Origin of the sequence: Streptomyces sp. NPDC101151, from assembly GCF_044768335.1 — a bacterium.
In the GTDB taxonomy this organism is placed as follows: domain Bacteria; phylum Actinomycetota; class Actinomycetes; order Streptomycetales; family Streptomycetaceae; genus Streptomyces.
Window position 1 is genome coordinate 1 of record NZ_JBIWPP010000009.1, and the last position, 19,310, is coordinate 19,310.

The 19,310-nt window shown below is 71.5% G+C and carries 15 protein-coding genes and 1 pseudogene; 13 read left to right on the top strand and 3 right to left on the bottom strand.

Translation table 11 applies throughout. The annotated features are described in order from the left end of the window. Positions 1 to 24: 24 nt before the first annotated feature. Both ACIRU3_RS18665 and ACIRU3_RS18670 read left to right on the top strand, forming a co-directional pair. On the top strand, positions 25 to 1,551 hold the full coding sequence (locus ACIRU3_RS18665; protein ID WP_404057904.1) for an MFS transporter: 1,527 nt from the start codon (positions 25 to 27) through the stop codon (positions 1,549 to 1,551). A gap of 148 nt (positions 1,552 to 1,699) precedes the next feature. Beyond that, a complete protein-coding gene (locus tag ACIRU3_RS18670) occupies positions 1,700 to 2,539 on the top strand; it encodes a chitosanase (protein WP_404057426.1) in 840 nt (279 codons plus the stop codon). Between the two features lie 10 nt (positions 2,540 to 2,549). Here ACIRU3_RS18670 and ACIRU3_RS18675 read toward each other — a convergent pair whose 3' ends face one another. Then, a complete protein-coding gene (locus ACIRU3_RS18675; protein WP_404057428.1) occupies positions 2,550 to 3,167 on the bottom strand; it encodes a DUF4328 domain-containing protein in 618 nt (205 codons plus the stop codon). 186 nt (positions 3,168 to 3,353) lie between these two features. On the opposite strand from ACIRU3_RS18675, the gene pgm reads away from it, so the two are divergent. Then, the gene (pgm, locus tag ACIRU3_RS18680; protein ID WP_404057430.1) at positions 3,354 to 4,994 is read left to right on the top strand and encodes a phosphoglucomutase (alpha-D-glucose-1,6-bisphosphate-dependent); all 1,641 of its coding nucleotides are present in this window, start codon (positions 3,354 to 3,356) and stop codon (positions 4,992 to 4,994) included. Between the two features lie 130 nt (positions 4,995 to 5,124). On the opposite strand, the gene ACIRU3_RS18685 is transcribed toward pgm, so the two are convergent. Beyond that, a complete protein-coding gene (locus tag ACIRU3_RS18685) occupies positions 5,125 to 6,042 on the bottom strand; it encodes an SGNH/GDSL hydrolase family protein (protein ID WP_404057432.1) in 918 nt (305 codons plus the stop codon). A 192-nt stretch (positions 6,043 to 6,234) separates the two neighbouring features. Further along, a pseudogene (locus ACIRU3_RS18690) lies at positions 6,235 to 6,329 on the bottom strand. A 474-nt stretch (positions 6,330 to 6,803) separates the two neighbouring features. Here ACIRU3_RS18690 and ACIRU3_RS18695 point away from each other — a divergent pair. The 10 genes from ACIRU3_RS18695 to ACIRU3_RS18740 all read left to right on the top strand — a co-directional run bounded on the left by ACIRU3_RS18695 (position 6,804) and on the right by ACIRU3_RS18740 (position 19,203). Next, on the top strand, positions 6,804 to 7,331 hold the full coding sequence (locus tag ACIRU3_RS18695) for a hypothetical protein (protein ID WP_404057434.1): 528 nt from the start codon (positions 6,804 to 6,806) through the stop codon (positions 7,329 to 7,331). Between the two features lie 400 nt (positions 7,332 to 7,731). Beyond that, on the top strand, positions 7,732 to 9,861 hold the full coding sequence (locus ACIRU3_RS18700; protein WP_404057436.1) for a hypothetical protein: 2,130 nt from the start codon (positions 7,732 to 7,734) through the stop codon (positions 9,859 to 9,861). An 83-nt stretch (positions 9,862 to 9,944) separates the two neighbouring features. Further along, positions 9,945 to 11,456 (top strand): GT4 family glycosyltransferase PelF, encoded by a 1,512-nt coding sequence (gene pelF / locus ACIRU3_RS18705; RefSeq protein WP_404057438.1) that lies wholly within the window; start codon positions 9,945 to 9,947, stop codon positions 11,454 to 11,456. Continuing rightward, positions 11,453 to 12,856, top strand: a complete 1,404-nt coding sequence (locus ACIRU3_RS18710; protein WP_404057440.1) for a hypothetical protein — start codon at positions 11,453 to 11,455, stop codon at positions 12,854 to 12,856. The genes pelF and ACIRU3_RS18710 overlap by 4 nt, the downstream gene beginning before the upstream one ends. 52 nt (positions 12,857 to 12,908) lie before the next feature. Further along, a complete protein-coding gene (locus tag ACIRU3_RS18715) occupies positions 12,909 to 13,910 on the top strand; it encodes a GDP-mannose 4,6-dehydratase (RefSeq protein WP_404057442.1) in 1,002 nt (333 codons plus the stop codon). Between the two features lie 40 nt (positions 13,911 to 13,950). Continuing rightward, on the top strand, positions 13,951 to 14,664 hold the full coding sequence (locus tag ACIRU3_RS18720; RefSeq protein WP_404057444.1) for an NDP-sugar synthase: 714 nt from the start codon (positions 13,951 to 13,953) through the stop codon (positions 14,662 to 14,664). A 7-nt stretch (positions 14,665 to 14,671) separates the two neighbouring features. Continuing rightward, complete coding sequence (locus ACIRU3_RS18725; protein WP_404057446.1) at positions 14,672 to 15,586, top strand: NAD-dependent epimerase/dehydratase family protein; 915 nt, start codon at positions 14,672 to 14,674, stop codon at positions 15,584 to 15,586. Then, positions 15,583 to 16,245, top strand: a complete 663-nt coding sequence (locus ACIRU3_RS18730; protein ID WP_404057448.1) for a spherulation-specific family 4 protein — start codon at positions 15,583 to 15,585, stop codon at positions 16,243 to 16,245. The genes ACIRU3_RS18725 and ACIRU3_RS18730 overlap by 4 nt, the downstream gene beginning before the upstream one ends. A 64-nt stretch (positions 16,246 to 16,309) precedes the next feature. Beyond that, the gene (locus tag ACIRU3_RS18735) at positions 16,310 to 16,978 is read left to right on the top strand and encodes a 1,4-alpha-glucan branching protein (protein WP_404057450.1); all 669 of its coding nucleotides are present in this window, start codon (positions 16,310 to 16,312) and stop codon (positions 16,976 to 16,978) included. A 362-nt stretch (positions 16,979 to 17,340) separates the two neighbouring features. Further along, positions 17,341 to 19,203: a M1 family aminopeptidase gene (locus ACIRU3_RS18740; RefSeq protein WP_404057452.1), complete on the top strand. Its 1,863-nt coding sequence runs from the start codon at positions 17,341 to 17,343 to the stop codon at positions 19,201 to 19,203. Positions 19,204 to 19,310 lie beyond the last annotated feature (107 nt).

Here is a 19,310-nt window from a genome sequence, read left to right on the forward strand (position 1 = left end):
ATGGTGGCGCCGGTGTGCGGGGCGATGCCCGGGGGGGAAGGGCTGGTCGGGACGCGGCGGGGGACTCCGGTGGCGGGGGCGGACCTGCCGCGGCAGGTCCGGGAGGATCTGACCCGCAGGCTCCGCCGCAACCGGCGGGCCTTCCGCAAGGACGACGTCCAGGTCGTCGAGCCTCCACTGCTCAAGCGCGCCGTGGGCGCCTCCGCACTGGGCAACTGCATGGAGTGGTTCGACTTCGGCGTCTACAGCTACCTCGCCGCCACCATCGGCAAGGTGTTCTTCCCCGGCGCCTCCCCGGCCGCCCAGGTGATCTCCTCCTTCGCGACCTTCGCCGCCGCTTTCGTCGTACGACCGCTCGGCGGCCTGGTCTTCGGGCCGCTCGGTGACCGGATCGGGCGGCAGAAAGTGCTTGCCACCACCATGATCATGATGGCGATCGGCACCTTCGCCATCGGTGTCATTCCCGGCTACGCCACGATCGGCATCGCCGCGCCCGCGCTGCTCCTGCTGGCCCGTATGGTCCAGGGCTTCTCGACCGGCGGGGAGTACGGCGGGGCCACCACGTTCGTCGCCGAGTACTCGCCCGACCGCAGGCGGGGCTTCCTCTCCAGCTGGCTGGACTTCGGCACCTTCGTCGGCTACGCCCTCGGCTCGGCCCTGGTCACCGTGCTCAACCTGCTGCTGACCGATCCCCAGATGCTCTCCTGGGGCTGGCGGATCCCGTTCCTGATCGCCGGCCCGCTCGGGGTGATCGGTCTGTACATGCGGTTCAAGCTGGAGGAGTCCCCGGCTTTCCGGCAGCAACTGGACGAACACGAGAAGAGCCTGGCGCAGCAGTCGGCGGGCAGCGAGATCAAGGACATCATCACAAACCACTGGCGGGGGCTGCTGGTCTGTATGGGCCTGGTGCTGCTCTACAACGTCACCAACTACATGGTCACCGGCTATCTGCCGACCTATCAGACCGAGACGCTCCACCGCTCCAGCGGCTCCGCCGACGTCCTGGTGCTGATCGGCATGGTGTGGATCGTCCTGCTGATCACCTTCCTGGGCCGGCTCAGCGACCGGGTCGGCCGGCGGCCGGTCTACGCGGTCGCCGGGGCCGCCATGATCGTGCTGTCCGTCCCCGCCTTCCTGCTGATCAAGGCGGAGGGGACCTGGCTGTCGATTCTCGGGGTGCTGCTGCTGTCCACCCTGCTGGCCTGCTTCGCCGCACCGAGCGCGGCCACATTGCCCGCGCTGTTCCCGACGGCCGTCCGCTACGCGGCCATGGGGATCGGCTTCAACTTCGCCGTCGCCGCGTTCGGCGGCACCACGCCGCTGGTCACCGCCGCGCTGGTCGACGCCACCGGTGACGACCTGATGCCGGCCTACTACCTGATGCTGGCCGGGGTCGTCGGGCTCCTGACGGTGAAGTTCCTGCCGGAGAGCGCCCAGGTGCCGCTGAACGGCTCGCGGCCGATGGTCGGTTCGCAGGAGGAACTGCGTGAGCTGATCACCACGTCGAAGGAGCTGTACGCCCGGGAGCGGACGAAGACGCCCCACGGGTGACTCCCTCCCCGGGGGCGGACGCCGCACTGTTCGATCCTACGAACTTCTCGCGGGACGGGTTACCGCCCTCTCCCGTGTTTGATAGGAAACTTTCCTACCAGTGCGGTACGGACCAACTCCCCACCCCCCACCCCTCCTTGGAGTCCCTGTGGTGCACACAGACCGCGAGTCAGCAGCCTCCGCCCACCTCTCCCGCCGGACCGTCGTCGCCGTGCTCGGCGCCGTCGCCTCCGGAGCCCTGCTCGGCGCCCAGCGTGTCGCGGCGGCACCGGCAGCCGCGACCGGCCTCGACGACCCGGCGAAGAAGGAGATCGCCATGCAGCTGGTCTCGAGCGCGGAGAACTCCTCGCTCGACTGGAAGGCCCAGTACAAGTACATCGAGGACATCGGCGACGGGCGGGGCTACACCGCCGGCATCATCGGCTTCTGCTCCGGCACCGGCGACATGCTCGACCTCGTGCAGCTCTACACCGACCGCAAGCCCGGCAACGTCCTGGCCAAGTACCTGCCGGCCCTGCGCCGGGTCAACGGCAGCGACTCGCACAGCGGCCTGGACCCCAACTACCCCAAGGACTGGCGCAAGGCCGCCCAGGACACCGCGTTCCAGCAGGCGCAGAACGACGAACGCGACCGCGTCTACTTCAACCCCGCGGTCGCCCAGGGCAGGACGGACGGGCTGCGCACGCTCGGCCAGTTCATCTACTACGACGCCATCGTCATGCACGGCGACGGCGACGACCCCACCAGCTTCTCCAACATCCGCAAGCGGGCCCTGCGCAGCGCCAAGCCGCCGGCGCAGGGCGGCAACGAGACGACGTACCTCAACGCCTTCCTCGACGCCCGGGTGTGGGCCATGAAGCAGGAGGAGGCCCACAGCGACACCAGCAGGGTCGACACCGAACAGCGGGTCTTCCTGCGCAAGGGCAATCTCGACCTGAACACACCGCTGGACTGGAAGGTGTACGGGGACAGCTACCACATCGGCTGACGGACCGGCCCTACGAGATCCGCGGCAGGTCCACGGCGCCCGGGACGGGGAGCGCCGCCGTGAGCGCTGTGGCCTGCCGTGCCGTGACCCGCTGGATCACGGCGATCGCCAGTGCGGCCGCGGCCAGGTTGAGAACCTCGGCCACGAGAAGGAGGCCGAGCGAAGTCCCCCGGCCCAGCTGGGTGCCCATGGTGACGACCAACGCGCGCCCGACCCAGGCCGCCCACCAGGCGTTCACCAGGACCCTGTCACGTCCCTCGGTCGTACCGGGGCCGCTCGCCCGGTGCATGTCGAGGACCAGCCCGCGCGGCACCCAGAGGTTCACCACCGGGACCAGCCAGGAGAACACGGCCCAGGGGGCGGAGCCCGGCAGGGGCTCGGGGGAGAGGAGTCGGGCGTTGCGCCGGCACCGGGTGAACCAGACCAGGAACAGCACGACCGCGGCCGTCATCACATACACGCTCACCATCGACGCACGCCCCGACACGCTCAAGGACGTGTCCTCGGGATGAAGGCGGTGCGCCCGCACGGTCGCCGCCCGGCAGACCTCCGCCACGGCTGCCGCTGCCACGGCGGCCTGGGCGCAACGGGCGAACGGCCACGGGGCCTTGGCGATGGGTCTGGACACGAAGGGCTCCTGCCTGTCGGCGGCGGCACGCGACAGCGTGGCGCGGAAACGATGGTGGGAGAGGCGGATCATAGGGCAGACGGCCCCGGTCCGTCCTCCGCGCCGGTGGCGCACTCGCACGCCGATCCCCTGACGAGGAAAGATGGGCTCCAGCGATCGAACACACCGATGCGGAGGAGCGGACCCATGCCGCACGAGCGAGCCGGTCGGCCGGCCGGTCCCGAGGACCTTGTCGACGTGGCCCGGCTGGTCACGGCGTACTACGCGCTGCACCCCGACCCGGGCGACCCGGGCCAGCGGGTGGCGTTCGGCACGTCGGGGCACCGGGGTTCGTCCCTGGCGACCGCCTTCAACGAAGACCACATCGCCGCCACCAGCCAGGCCATCTGCGAGTACCGAGCGGACCAGGGAGTGGACGGTCCCCTGTTCCTGGGCGCCGACACGCACGCCCTGTCCGAGCCCGCGAAGGCCACCGCCCTGGAGGTGTTCGCAGCCAATGACGTGACCGTGCTCGTCGACAGCGCGGACGGCTACACCCCGACCCCCGCCGTCTCGCACGCCGTCCTCACCCACAACCGGGGCCGCACCTCGGGCCTCGCCGACGGTGTGGTCGTCACCCCGTCGCACAACCCGCCCGCCGACGGCGGCTTCAAGTACAACCCGCCCAGCGGCGGCCCGGCGGCATCCGAGGCCACCTCCTGGATCCAGGACCGGGCCAACCAGATCATCGCGGGCGGTCTCAAGGACGTTCAGCGGCTCCCGTACACCCGGGCGCTCGCCGCGGACACGACCCAGCGCTACGACTTCCTGGGCGCCTACGTCGGCGACCTGCCGAGCGTCCTGGACCTCGACGCGGTCCGCGCGGCCGGGGTGCGCATCGGCGCCGACCCGCTCGGCGGGGCTTCCGTCGCCTACTGGGGCCGCATCGCCGAGGAGCACGGCATCGACCTGACCGTGGTCAACCCGCACACCGACCCCACCTGGCGATTCATGACTCTGGACTGGGACGGCCAGATCCGCATGGACTGCTCCTCGCCCTACGCGATGGCCTCCCTCATCGAGCAGCGCGACCGCTTCCGCATCGCCACGGGCAACGACGCCGACGCCGACCGGCACGGCATCGTCACCCCGGACGCGGGCCTGATGAACCCCAACCACTACCTCGCGGTCGCCATCTCCTACCTCTACCGGCACCGCGAGCAGTGGCCCGCCGACGCCGGCATCGGCAAGACGCTCGTCTCCTCCACGATGATCGACCGCGTCGCCGCCGACCTGAACCGTCGACTGGTCGAGGTGCCGGTCGGGTTCAAGTGGTTCGTGGACGGACTGGCCCGCGGCACCCTCGGGTTCGGCGGCGAGGAGTCGGCCGGCGCGTCCTTCCTGCGCCGGGACGGTTCCGTGTGGACCACCGACAAGGACGGCATCCTCCTGGCGCTGCTCGCCTCCGAGATCACGGCGGTCACGGACAGGACCCCGTCGCAGCACTATGCCGACCTGACCGGCCGCTTCGGCGAACCCGCCTACGCCCGCATCGACGCCCCCGCCACCCGCGAGCAGAAAGCCCTGCTGGCGAAGCTGTCCCCGGCGCAAGTCACCGCCGACACCCTCGCGGGAGAGGCGGTCACCGGCGTCCTGACCGAGGCGCCGGGCAACGGTGCCGCCATCGGCGGGATCAAGGTCACCACCGACAACGCCTGGTTCGCGGCCCGACCTTCGGGAACCGAGGACGTCTACAAGGTCTACGCCGAGTCGTTCCTCGGCCCCGACCACCTCGCCCGGGTGCAGGAGGAGGCCAAGGGCGTGGTCCTGGCGGCGCTCGGCGGCTGAGCTCCCGATCCGCACGGCGGCGGCCTCCGGACCCGTGCGCGGAGGCCGGCGCCCCGGCCGCACAGCTGCGGGCACCAGGCGCGGCCGCTCAGCCGTGCCCGCTCACTTGCGTCCGCTCAGTCGCGTCCGCTCACTTGCCTCCGCGCCCCCACTCCAGCCTGTCCAGCACGGCCTGCGCCATGGCGGCCTCGCCCTTGGCGTTCGGGTGTGCGGGGGCCGCGGGCGAGGCCGGCTGCAGCGGCTCGATCCAGCGGTCCGCGGGCGCCTTGCACATGTCGTGGCCGACCGTGGAGCCGTAGGTGTCGACGTACTCGGCCCGGTTCCAGGCGGCCACCAGGCGCAGCATCAGGTTGAGGCGCTTCTCGGTGTCCCGCAGATAGGGGAAGTCCCGCTGTGCGAACGGCACGGTGGGGAAGCAGCCGCTGCCGTCGTCCGGCAGGAGGTCCGGGTAGCCGACGAGGAGCACCCGCGCGTGCGGCGCGCGGGCATGCACGGCCCGCAGCACCCGGTCGATCTTCGGCGCGGTCTCCAGGACGGTGAGCGCCAACTTGTCGTAGCCCGAGGCCTTGTAGGAACGCTCGCAGGGGTTGCCCGTCGGATCCTGGGCGGCCAGGCGGGCGCAGGTGCCGATGATCGAGCCGAAGCCGACGTCGTTGCCGCCGATCTGTACCGTCACGAGGTCGGTGTCCCGGCCCAGCGCGTCGAGTTGGGGGCCGTTGCTGCCCTGCGGCTTCCACATCTCGTTCGTCGTGGCCCCGGAGCAGCTGACGTCCTTGAACGCGGCAGCCCGGCGCTGTGCCGCCACGAGCGACGGGTAGTTGTGGTCGGAGCGGGCACAGTTGGTGTCCACCTGGCGCGGGACGAGCGGGCCCGAGGTGTAGGAGTCCCCGAGGGAGACGTAGGTGAGATCGCGGCCGTGTCCGGCGGGGTGCGCGGCGGCCGGTGTCGTGGAGGCCGCGACGAGGGCGCAGCCCCCGAGCACCGCACCCGCCACCGCCGCCCGCCGCCGGCCTCTCGCCCCGTCTGCCACCCGCGTGTCGTTCGCCATGGAATCCTCCCCCTGAGGCCGGGACTTCGCACGGAGCCCTCACCGAGCGGCCGTCCGCGCGTTCAACTGGGCCTGTATACCGTCCGGTAGGTGTCGCCGACCAGAAGCGGGAAGGAACATTCGTCCCCGTGCGGGCGGGGCATCCGGGTGCGCGATCCGGCAGCGGAGCACCCGCGCGCACCGGGCGACGAGCGGAGAGGGCAGGATTCGAACCTGCGTGGGCCCCGGGGGGCCCGACCTTGAGGCGTGCTCGCTGGTCCCCGATCAACCACTCCGGGCACCTCTCCCTGTGTCCGGCTTCCGGATTCCCGTGCCGTTCACGGGAACAACAGTGGCAGGACCCGCTGACATCGCCCTGACGCGTCCACCGTGTCCCTCGGCGTCCTCGAGGACGCCGAGGCCGGTCCGGGAATCCTCGGGCTTCCCCGGGGAGTCGTGTCCGGGCGTGAGTCGGAGGAGCAACGCCCGGCCGGAACTCGTCGTTTGGCCGAGAAGCTCCCCAGAACACAAGCGGTGTCCCGCATTCCGCACTGTCGTCCAGGGCTCGTACTCGCCAATACCGCCCGGCCGCATCACTGTTCCGCCGCGGCCCGCGGGCCACTCCAGTCACCTGCCCGGACCGTGCACGTATACGGCCCGGGACGCTTCGTCACAGGTTCATCGCATCGCTTTCACGGAACACACACTTTCAGCCGATCGGCGTGCGATGCGCCTCCGGCGGGGCAGACGCCGCACGTGCCCCGTGCCTAGCCTCCCGGGCCATGCGATCACCTCTGATGAGACGCCTCGGTCTCACCGCCGTCCTCGCGTTCCTCCTCGCCGTCTTCGGCCTCGCGCCGAGCGCCAGTGCCGCCGACCCCGCGCCGGCCGCGCTGACCTTCAGCGCCGACAGTGCCACCACCACGCCCGGCGGCACGGTGAACCTGTCGATGACCATCACCAACAACAAGACCTACGACATCTGGTTCGTGTACCAGACCATCGACCCGACCTGGCTGACCACCCAGCGCCCCGACCTGAAGTACAGCTTCACCGGCTGCAGTCTGGCCACGGCCAGTGGCAGCACCGCCTGCTCCGGCACGGGCCCGGCCAACCTCGGCGGCAACTACGGCGCCACCATCCCGCCCGGCCAGAGCCGCACCGTCACCCTGACCCTGCAGGTCGCCGCCGACTCCGGCTGCAACGGCAACATCGGCTTCTACTCGTACTACTACGCCGAGTTCAGCGACAGCAGCAACGCCAGCGGAGGACCCGTCTACACGCCCGAGACGCGCGTGCTCTGCGCCTGACGGACCAACTGGATCGACAATGCGGGTGACTTGAAACGGACACTCCGGACAGGTACTCGCCCGGTCTGGACCACTGGCACTTCGCCCGGCGGGCCACCACGGCCCGCCGGTGCGTCGTCCAGGGCCCGGACCAGCACACGTTGGACGCCGGGTCGCCTCGGTCCCCCGCACGGTGACGACGGGAAAGCGCTCCAGCGGGTTCCCCGACGAGCCGCTGGACACCTGCACTTTTCCGTCAGGTTTCGTAACTTGACCACAAAAGCTACACACAGCCATCACCATGTGACGCGACGGATGCGTCGACGACCGGCTTCTGAGGGGGATGCCGGCGTCACGCGAGGGGGTGCGTCCGCTCCATGGGAGCCGTGCTCACCCCTGCCCGGGGAGGGGACTTCACCGCATGAAGCGGACCATACGCACCACCGCAGTGACGGTGGGCGCGCTCATCGCCGCGCTCGGACTGCCGTCCGGCGCGGCCCAGGCCGACAGCACGGCGCCTCGCATCGACCTGAGAATCCTGGTGGTCAGCGACGGTGGACCGGCCACCGACGCCATCGCCGCCGAACTCGATGCCGCCGGAACGCCGTACACCGAGGTCGACCTCACCCGGTCCGGGCGGCCCACCATCGACGCAGCCTTCCTCGCCGACACCGTCGACGGACGACCCCGCGCCAAGTACCAGGCCGTCGTCCTGCCCAACGACAACCCGTTCGCCTCCGGCTCCGCCGAGATGGCCGCGCTCACCTCCTACGAGCGGACCTACGCCGTCCCCCAGGTCGACGCCTACACCTACGCCCGCCCCGAAGCAGGCCTGCAGTACCCCGTCGCCGGCGGCTACTCGGGCAGCATCGACGGCGTCCAGGCCCAGGTGACCGCTGCCGGAAAGGCCGGCCCCTTCGGCTACCTCGACGGCGCGGTGCCCTTCGAGGACAACTCGCCTTCCGTCGGCGAGAGTTACGCCTATCTGTCGTCGCCCGCAGCCGGCGCCGACTTCACTCCCTTCGTCCAGGCACCCATCCCGGGCACATCGAAGCAGGGCTCGCTGGTCGGTGAGTACCGGCACGACGGGCGGCGCGAGCTGGTCGTCACCTTCGTCTACAACCAGTACCAGCAGCAGTTCCGGCTGCTGGCGCGCGGCATCGTGGAGTGGATGACCGGCGGCGTGCACCTCGGCGCCGCCCGCAACTACTTCGCCGTGCACGTGGACGACGTGTTCGCCGCCGACGACCGCTGGGACACCCAGCTCAACTGCACGCCCGGCGACGTCGACTGCACCAACGGGGCCGGCACGCCCAGCCCGATCCGCATGAACCCGTCCGACGTCGACTACGCGACCTCCTGGCAGAGCAGCCACCACTTCACCCTCGACCTGGTCTACAACGGCGCCGGCAGCGTCGACCAGCGCGAGGACAACAACGGTGTCGACCAGCTCGCCGACAAGCTCATCGCCGACCGGAACCAGTTCCGCTGGGTCAATCACACCTACACACACGCCTTCCTCGGCTGCGAGCAGAACACGACCGTGGTCCCCTGGACGTGCGAGACCAACGCCGACGGCAGCACCAAATGGGTCGGCCGGAGCACCATCGACTACGAGATCGCCACCAACCGGGCCTGGGGACAGGTCAACGGACTGCCGCTGCAGACCGACGAGTTGGTCACCGGGGAGCACTCGGGCCTCAAGCTTCTGCCGCAGCAGCCCGACGACAACCCCAATCTGGCCCCGGCCCTCGCCGACAACGGGATCGACTGGCTCGCCTCCGACAACTCCCGTGACCACGAGCAGCGCAAGGTCGGCCCCGCCACGACCGTCTCGCGCTACCCGATGAACGTCTTCTACAACGCGGGCCGGGCCGCCGAGCAGGTCGACGAGTACAACTGGATCTACACCGGTCGTGCCCAGGGCGGCAGCGGGATCTGCGAGGACAACCCCGCCACCACCACCTGTCTCGCCGCGCCGCTGAACACCACCACCGGCTACGGCGACTACATCGTGCCGCTGGAGACCCGCATCGCCCTCGGCCACGTCCTGTCCAACGACCCGAAGCCGCACTTCATCCACCAGTCCAACCTCGCCGAGGACCGCATCGCCTATCCCGTCCTGAACGGCGTACTCGACGGCTACGATGCGCTCTTCGCGGACAACACCCCGCTGGTGAACCTGCGAATGAGGGACATCGGCACCGAACTGCAGCGCCGTGCCGCCTGGAAGGCCGCCGTGAACGCCGGTCAGGTCACCGGCTATCGCGTCGGCGACGCCGTGACCGTACAGGCGCCGGACGGTGTCGCCGTCACCGCGACCCTGCCCACCGGCACCACCCTCGGCGGCGACGCCTTCGGCAGCGCGTACGCGGGCGAGGCGTCCGGCTGGACGGCCTCCTCCGGCAGCGCGCTCGCCTTCACCCTGCCGTCGTCCACCACGGCTCCCGCCGCGGCAGCGGCCGGCAAGGCCCCGGCCACCGGCCCCGCCCCGCACGCCAAGGTCCCGGCGGGCGTGACCGAGCAGGTCCCGTACTCCCCGGACAACTGAACGGCGCACCGCCGAGGTCCCGGCCGCCAGTGGGCGGCCGGGACCGGCACGACCACCCCACACCTCGGCCGTGGAGCACATCGATGCACGTTCACCACGGCGCGCGCAGCCCCCGAGCGACGCGCGTCACCCTGCTCACCGAAGGCACCTACCCGCACAGCCATGGCGGCGTCAGCGTCTGGTGCGATCAACTCGTCCAGGGCATGCCCGACCTCGACTTCGACGTCATAGCCGTCACCGGCACCGGACGTGAACCCGTCGTCTGGGACCTGCCGGCGCACGTCAGCAGCGTGCGGTCCGTCCCGATGTGGGGCGCCCCGCCCGAGGGCCGTCCGCCCCGGGGCCGCGCCCGCAACCAACTCGCGGCCGCCTACGAACGGTTCCTCACCGCGCTGCTCGACCCGCGCGCGGAGGACGGCTTCGCACCCGCCCTGTACACGATGGCGCGGGCCGCGGCGGACGGCACCCTGAGCCCGTTCCTGCGCGGCGACCGGGCGATCGCCATCCTCGCCGCGGTGTGGAACCGTCCCGGACTCGCCGTCCACGAGGCCCGCCCCACCCTGCACGACGCGGTCACCGCGACCGCCCTGCTCGAACACGCCCTGCGCCCCCTGGCCGCCCCACCGCCCCGGGACGGTGTCGCCCACGCGGTCAGCGGCGGCGTCGCCGTGCTGCCGGGCCTGGCCGGTCTGGAGCGCTACGACGTCCCGCTGCTGCTCACCGAACACGGCGTCTACCTGCGCGAACGCTACCTCGGCTACCGCACCGCGCCCTACCGCTGGCCGGTGAAGGCCGTCGTGCTCGGCTTCTTCCGGCTGCTCGCCGAGGAGAGCTACCGGCGGGCCGCCCTGATCACCCCGGGCAACCGCTACAACCGGCTGTGGGAGGAACAGGGCGGCGCCGCACCGGAGTCGATCCGCACCGTCTACAACGGCGTGGACCCCGCCGCCTTCCCGCCGGCCGGACCCGAGCCCGACGCACCCACCCTGAGCTGGGCGGGCCGTGTCGACCCCATCAAGGACCTGGAGACCCTCATACGTGCCTTCGCCCTGGTCAGAGAGCGAATACCCGAAGCCGGACTGCGCCTGTTCGGCGGCACGCCCCGGGGCGGAGAGGCCTATCGGGAGCGGTGCGAGGCGCTCGCGGCCGAACTCGGACACGCGGACGCCGTCACCTTCGAGGGCCGGGTCGACGACATCAAGGACGCCTACGCGGCCGGCAGCGTGGTGATGCTCTCCAGCATCAGCGAGGGCTTCCCGTTCACCCTCATCGAGGCCATGTCCTGCGGCCGGGCGACCGTCTCCACCGACGTCGGCGGTGTACGGGAGGCTGTCGGCGACACCGGGCTCGTCGTCCCGCCGCGCGACCCGGCCGCCATGGCCGCGGCCGTGCTTGACCTGCTCGCCGACGCCGGCCGCCGCCGGGCGATGGGGGAGGCGGCACGGCTGCGCGTGATCGAGCAGTTCACCCTGCGCCAGACGATCGACACCTTCCGCGCCATCTACCTCGAACTACCCACGCTCGCACAGCCGTTGGTCCCGGCGCCCGCACTGCCCGAGGACACCCGGGCCGACGCCGGGAGCCTGACCGGATGAGCGGGCCGATGGCGCTCGAACCGGGCGGAACGGAACAGGACACGCTGGCGCTCCGGCTGGCGGGGACCCCTGTGCGCGGCCGTCGCGGGGACGACCACACGCTCGCCCTCCGGCTGCCCGGACACGGCCCGGACGAGGAGGCGGTCAGCCGGCTCGCCGCCGAACTCGCCGACTGCATCGGTCCGGCCGTCCACCCGTACGAGGTGGCCGCCCTGCTGGAGGCCGAGGGCATGTCCGCCGATCTGATCAGGGAACGGTACGGCCACCCCAGCCTGTTCTCGCTCGCCACCGCCCTGTACGAGCAGGTACCCAGAGCCTTCCCGGAGCCGGCGCGAGCGGCCGACCCCTGGCGCCCCGACCACGTGCGCTGCCTGCTGCGGGGCGTGCTGTTCGCCCTGCCGGGGCTCGCCTACCTGCTCACCGCCCCGCTGTGGCACCCCGGCCGGCACGCCACGGCGCTGATCGTCGCGGGACTCGTCTCCTGGGCGTGGGGGCAGGCGCTCGGCCACCGCGCCCACTTACGGATGGCCGGCGGCCGCCGGGAAGCGGCCCGCACCCTGCTGGCCGGGGCGCCTGTCGGCGCAGCCCTGGCCACGGCCGCCGCCGTACCGTCCGCCGACGGCGGCCCGGTGATCCTGGCGGCGGCGGCACAGTCGCTGTACCTGGCCGCCGCGGGCGTCCTGCTCGTGTTGGCCCGGGAGCGGCCGCTCCTCGCCGCGCTCACCCCGCTGATCGCCGGCGCCGCCGTACTGCCCTGGTGGGAACCCGGCCCCCTGCTGCGGGCCGGGCTCCCCCTGCTGGCTCTGGGGGCGACGCTCGCCGTCACCGGTCACGCCCTGCACCGCGCCCACGCCGCACCGGCCGCACCGGACGGCAGACGGCCCCGCCTGCAGTGGTCGCTGCCCTACGGGCTGTTCGGCCTTGCCGCCGGCCTGCTGGTGCTGCTGGAGGGGCGGCGGGAGCCGTACGCGGTGATCGTGCTGACCGTCAGCATGGGGCCGGCCGAGTGGCTGCTGTACCGCTACCGCGGCCTGTCCGTCGCCGCACTGCGCAGGGCCGCCACCCCCGCCGGATTCCTGCTGCGCTCCGCCGCCGTCCTCGGCCTGTGCCTGCTCGCCTACCTCGTCCCGCTGCTGCCCGCGGCGCTTCTCACCGGTGCCGAACCGGCCGCCCTGCTCCTGCTCGCCGCCACCCTGTGGACCGCGCTGCTCCTGCAGGCGTTCGGGGCCGCCTGGCCGCCGGCCGCGATCTGCCTCACCGCTGCGGGCGCCGCCTGCACGGCAGCGTTCCTGCACCTGCCACCGGGCCCGCTCGCCCTGCCGCTGTGCTGCGGCGCCGCCGCGCTCTGCCTGGTGGCCTGCACACTGCGGCTGCTCGGCCGGCCGGCCCGGCACGCCTGATGCGACCGAGTCGCCGACCACATCCATGCAACCGACCGGAAGGAAACACGAGTTGACCTCCGCACCGCTCGCCGCCGTCACCGGAGCCGAAGGTTTCATCGGCTCCCATCTCACCGAGGCCCTGGTCGCCTCCGGGCACCGGGTCAGAGCCATGGCCCAGTACAACTCCTTCTCCTCCTACGGCTGGCTGGAGACCCTGGCCCCGGACGTCCTCGACCACGTGGAGATCGTTCTCGGCGACGTCCGCGACCCCGGCTCGGTTCGCGGCCTGCTCGAAGGCGCCGACGTCGCCTACCACCTGGCCGCGCTGATCGCGATCCCGTACTCGTACCAGGCGCCGCACAGCTACGTGGAGACCAACGTCACCGGCACCCTCAATGTGCTGGAAGCCGTTCGCGCCCTCGGCACGCCCCGGCTGGTGCACACCTCCACCAGCGAGACCTACGGCACCGCGCAGACCGTGCCGATCACCGAGGACCACCCCATCAACACCCAGTCCCCGTACGCCGCTTCGAAGGCCGGCGGGGACCGGCTGGCCGACAGCTACCATGCCAGCTTCGGCACACCCGTGGTCACCCTGAGGCCGTTCAACACCTTCGGGCCGCGCCAGTCGATGCGCGCGGTCATCCCGACCGTCATCGGTCAGGTCGCGGCAGGGGAGCGCACCCTCACCCTCGGCGACCTGCGCCCCACCCGGGACTTCACCTTCGTCAAGGACACCGCGCAGGCGTTCCTCGCCGTGGGCACCGCGCCCGCCGAGCAGGTCGTCGGACACACCTTCAATGCCGGTACAGGCGGTGAGATCTCCGTCGGCGACCTCGTCGCCCTGATCGGCAAGGTCATGGACACCGCCCTCGACGTCCGCGAAGACGCAGAGCGCATCCGTCCCGCCAACTCCGAGGTGATGAGGCTCGTGGCCGACGCCACCCGGCTGGCCGGGGCCACCGGCTGGCAGCCCGCCCACACCCTCGAACAAGGCCTCGCGCACACCGTGGACTTCTTCCGCGACCCGGCCAACCTGGCCCGCTACAAGACCGGCATCTACAACATCTGACCCCGTCGGGCACGTCCCCCACGTCATGAAGGAGGAGTCCATGCACGCAGTGATCCTGGCGGGAGGCAAGGGCGTCCGGCTGCGGCCCTACACCACCGCGCTGCCCAAGCCGCTCGTCCCCATCGGCGACCAGCACGCCATCCTGGAGATCGTGCTGCGCCAGCTGTCGTCCGCGGGTTTCACCCGCTGCACCATCGCGATAGGTCACCTCGGCGAGATCATCCGCGCTTACGTCGGCGACGGATCCCAGTGGGGCATGGCCGTGGACTACGCCACCGAGGACAGCCCCCTGGGCACCATGGGCCCGTTGCTCACCCTGCGCGACCGGCTGCCCGAGCGGTTCCTGGTCATGAACGGCGACGTGCTCACCGACCTCGACTACGCCGATGTCCTGCGCCGGCACGAGACCGCCGGAGCACCGCTGACCATCGCGACGTACGCCCGCAAGGTGCACATCGACTTCGGTGTGCTGACCACGGACGCGAGCAAGGTCGTCGCCTTCACGGAGAAGCCCAGCATGGACTACCGCGTCTCCATGGGCGTCTACGGCGTCAGCCGCTCGACCCTCGACGGCTACACGCCGGGCCTTCCGCTGGGCTTCGACGAACTGGTCCTGGACCTGCTGGCCGCCGAGAACCCGCCGCACGCCTACGAGTTCGACGGGTACTGGCTGGACATCGGCCGCCCCGACGACTACGACCGGGCGAACGCCGAGTTCACCACCCGCAAGTCGCTTCTGCTCAAGGGAGCCTGAGTACCGCATGCGCATTCTCGTCCTCGGCGGCTCCGGATACCTGGGCCGCCATGTCGCCGAGCGGCTGCGCGCCCTGCACGGCGCGCAGGTCCTCGCTGGCGGCCGCACCTCCGCCGCGGAGTTCCGCGTCGACCTCGCCACGGATCCTCCGGAGCGGCTCGCGAAGACCCTGGCCGCGGCCGCGCCCGATGCCGTGGTCAACTGCGCGGGCGCCACCGGCGGTGACGGGGTGACCCTCGCCGAGGTCAACGCCCGCGGCCCCGCCGTGCTGTGTGCCGCTCTCCGCGAGGCGGCACCCGTCGCCCGCCTGGTACACCTCGGCTCGGCCGCCGAGTACGGACCCGGCGTTCCGGACTCCCCGGTGACCGAGTCGACGCCGGCCAGTCCGGTCACCCCGTACGGAGTGACCAAGCTCGCGGGCACGGTCGCGGTGACCTCCGCCGCCCTGGACGGTGTGGTGCTCCGGGTCGGCAACCCGGTCGGCCCAGGAGCACCCGTCGCGAGCCTGCCCGGCCGCATGGCGGCGCAGCTCTGCGGCGCGGGCAGCGATCCCGAGGCGGTCCTGCGACTCGGTGACCTGTCCGCCCACCGCGACTTCGTGGACGTGCGCGACCTCGCCCGGGCGGTCGCCCTCACGGTCACCACCCCCGGTCCGCTCCCGCCCGTTCTCAACATCGGCGGCGGAACGGCCGTACCGGTACGGGAGCTGGTCCGGGGCCTGGCCCGGCGGGCGGGCTTCCGGGGGCGGCTGGAGGAGAACACGGAACACACGGCCGGCTCCACCCGCTCCGCCCGGGTGTCGTGGCAGTGCTCCGACATCACGGCCGCCGACCGCGCCCTCGGCTGGCGGCCCGTCCACGACCTGGACGACGCGCTCGACGCGCTGTGGGCGGCCACGGCGCGGAACGGGCGGGTGCCATGAGCCTGTTGATACCGCTGTACGTCCACCCGGCCGAGGATCCCGGAGCCTGGCACCGGCTGATCACCGCTGCCGCCCGTACGTACGCGGTCGTCCTGAATCCCGCGAACGGCCCCGGCGCCGGCCCCGATCCGGCCTTCACGGCGGCCGCCGGGGCCCTCCGGGCGGCAGGCGCCCGCCTGCTCGGATACGTGGACACCGACTACGGCGTACGGGGGGCTGCCGAGGTCGTCGAGGACATGCGCCGGCACCAGGAGTGGTACGCGGCCGAGGGCTGTTTCCTGGACCGCGTCACCGCCACCGCGGAGGGCCTGCCGGCCTGCCGGCGCCTGGTCCGGGACCTACGGCGGCTCGGCGCGGGGACCGTCGTCCTGAACCCGGGTGTCCACCCGGCCCCCGGCTATGTCCGGCACGCCGATCTGACCGTCACATTCGAGGGCCACTGGTCCACGTACGTCTCGGCGTTCACCAGACCGGCCTGGACGGCACGCCACCCGTCCGACCGGTTCTGCCACCTGGTCTACGGCGTACCCGAGGCCCTCGTACCCCTCGCCGTACGCACCGCGCACGAACGCGGAGCGGCGGTCTGCGGGCCGGTCACCGGCGAACCGCCCAACCCATGGGCCGAGTTGACCCCGGCGCTGACCGGGACGGAGGGATGAGCGGCGCGGACGATGTGGAAGGCTTCGGGGGTCCCCATCGGTACGACGGAGGAGCACAACCGGCATGGCCGTCATCCACCACACCACCCTCAAGCCGACCAAGCTGGAACTCCTCACGACCTGGCTGCCCACCCGGCCCTGGTACCGCGGCGGTGCGGACGCCCCCGTGCTCGCCAAGCCCGGCGGCTTCCGGCTGGACGACCCGGCGGGCGAGGTCGGGATCGAGTTCATGGTGGCCACCGACAGCTCCACCCCCGAGCCGACCGCCTACCTGATCCCGCTCACCTATCGGGGTGCTCCGCTGGAGGGGGCGGAACACGCGCTCATCGGCACGATGGAGCACGGCGTGCTGGGCAAACGCTGGGCCTACGACGGCTGCCACGACCCGGTCCTGGTCACCGAACTGCTGTCCCTGATCGAGGGCAGGGCGCAGCCGATGGCCCAGAGCGTCACCGGCACACCCGACCGTGAGGTGACCCGCTCCTACACGGGCGAGCCGTTCTCCCCGCAGGACCTCACCCCTGGGCCCACCGACGACGAGCACGGCACCCACCTGCCCGCACCGCACGGCACGACCCTCCACATCCACCGCGTCCTGAAGCCCGTGCCCCAGAACCCGCCGCTGCCTCCGCAGGGAGCGCTCGGCCATGTCGCGGGCGGCTGGCGGGGACCGGGTGAGACGCGTGTCCGGGCGGTCTTCATGGACCTGGACGCCAACGCCCATGCCGGGTGAGCCGATGCGCCGATGAATTGGCCGCCCCGATCCGCTTCCGTAGGCGCTCCTCGTCGTGACTGCCGCAGCGGGCTTCCTCGACCCGGTGGCTGCTTGGCCCTTTCGGCCTCGCGGTCCTGAACCCCACCGCACCCCATCGCGGCATCAGGAGCACCGACACCCACTTTCCCGAGCCTTCTGGCATGCCCTGGTCAAATCTGTCACTCTTTCGGCAGTCCTCGCCCTGACCCCATGAGGGCGCGGCGCACCTCTCCGTACAGCGATCGCGCAACCCCAACCCCGCGGCCGCCCCCCGGCGCACCCCAGCCGGCCGGCCGGTCATCGAGCAGGCCGGAATCCCGGCCGTCGCAAAGGAGTAGCGTGTGAGATCGACCCCCCACAGGACCCTCGGCGCCGGTGCGCTCACCGTCGCCGCGCTGGTGGCCCTCTCCCTCCCCGTCACCCCCGCCGCCGCCCAGCCGGCCCAGCAACCGGTGGCCGCCGACTGCACTCCGGCGCAGGCGGTCACCAACGGCGGTTTCGAAAGCGGTTCCTCGCCCTGGACCCAGTCCTCGTCCAGCGTGATCACCAGCCGCACCGGCCAGAGCGCCCACGGCGGCTCCTCCTTCGCCTGGCTGGACGGTGTCGGCAGTACGCACACCGACACGCTCGCGCAGAGCGTCACGATCCCGAGCGGTTGCAGCACCGCCACCCTCACCTTCTGGCTGCACATCGACACCACCGAGCGGACCTCGTCCACCGCCTACGACAAGCTGACGGCCAAGATCGGCAGCACCACGCTGGCGACCTACTCGAACCTCGACAAGAACTCGGGGTACGTGCAGAAGTCGTTCGACGTGTCGTCGTTCGCGGGCCAGACCGTGAACCTGGCCTTCACCGGAACCGAGGACTCCAGCCTCCAGACGAGCTTCGTGCTGGACGACATCGCCCTCGACACCTCCGGCGGCACCACCCCGCCGCCCGCGGACTCGACCCGCACCCCCGCCGCGCCCTCCTACACCGTCAGTCTCAGCAGCGACACGAGCGGCACCGTCTGGAACGGGCACGAGAGCGCGTCCTTCACCAATGCCTCCGCCACCCCGCTCAGCGAGGTGTATCTGCGGCTGTGGGACAACTACCACGGCACCTGCTCGGCGATGCCCATCACGGTCACCAACGTCACCGGCGGCACGGCGGGCGACCTCTCCGTGAACTGCACCGCCCTGAAGATCACCCTGCCGGCACCCCTGAACCAGGGGCAGACGGCCACCGTCGGTTTCGACCTGGGCATCACCGTGCCCAGCGGCGCCGACCGGTTCGGCCACGACGGCGCCTTCAGCTTCATCGGCAACGCACTGCCCGTCCTCGCGGTCCGCGACAGCGCGGGCTGGCACCTGGACCCTTACACCAACAACGGCGAGTCGTTCTACTCCCTGGCCGCCGACTTCAAGGTGACCCTCGACCACCCCAGCACCCTGCTGGTCCCGGCCACCGGCACCTCCACCGACACCCCCGGCTCCAGCGGCCGGACCGTCACCACCGCCACCGCCTCCAAGGTCCGTGACTTCGCCTGGGCCGCCGGGCCCTTCAGCAAGATCTCCGGCACCTCGTCCGCCGGCGTCCCGGTGAACGTCTACTCCGTCTCGGGTATCAGTTCCTCCAGCGCCCAGTCGATGCTCAGCACCGCGAAGACCGCTGTGGACGCCCACGCGGCACGCTTCGGCGCCTACCCGTACGGCGAACTGGACGCGGTCATCGACAACAACTACTGGTTCGGCGGCATGGAGTACCCCGGCTTCGTGCTCGACGTGGTCAGCACCACGGCGCTCACCCATGAGATCGGCCACCAGTGGTGGTACGGCATCGTCGGCGACGACGAGTACAACAGCCCGTGGCTGGACGAGGCCTTCACCGACTACGCCACCGACCTGGCCCTCGGCAAGACCGGCAGCAGCTGCTGGAGCAGCGTCTCCTGGGCCTCCAGCGCGGAGAAGATCACCAACTCCATGGCCTACTGGGACGCGCACTCCTCCCGCTACTCCACCGTGGTCTACGGCTACGGCAAGTGCGCCCTGCACGACCTGCGGCGCGTCCTCGGTGACAGCCCCATGGCCAAGCTGCTCAAGGACTATGCGTCCGCGCACTGGTACGGCATTTCGACCACAACCGAATTCAAGGCGGCCGCCCAGGCCGCCACGAGCACGGACCTGACCTCCTTCTGGACCCAGCACCGCATCGACGGCTGACCTCGGACCGGCCGGGTCGTGGGCGGCGCCGCTCCGGGCGCCGCCCACGATCATGCGGGCACGGCCGCCGAGCCACTCGCATGGCCTAAATACCCGCCCGCAATGGC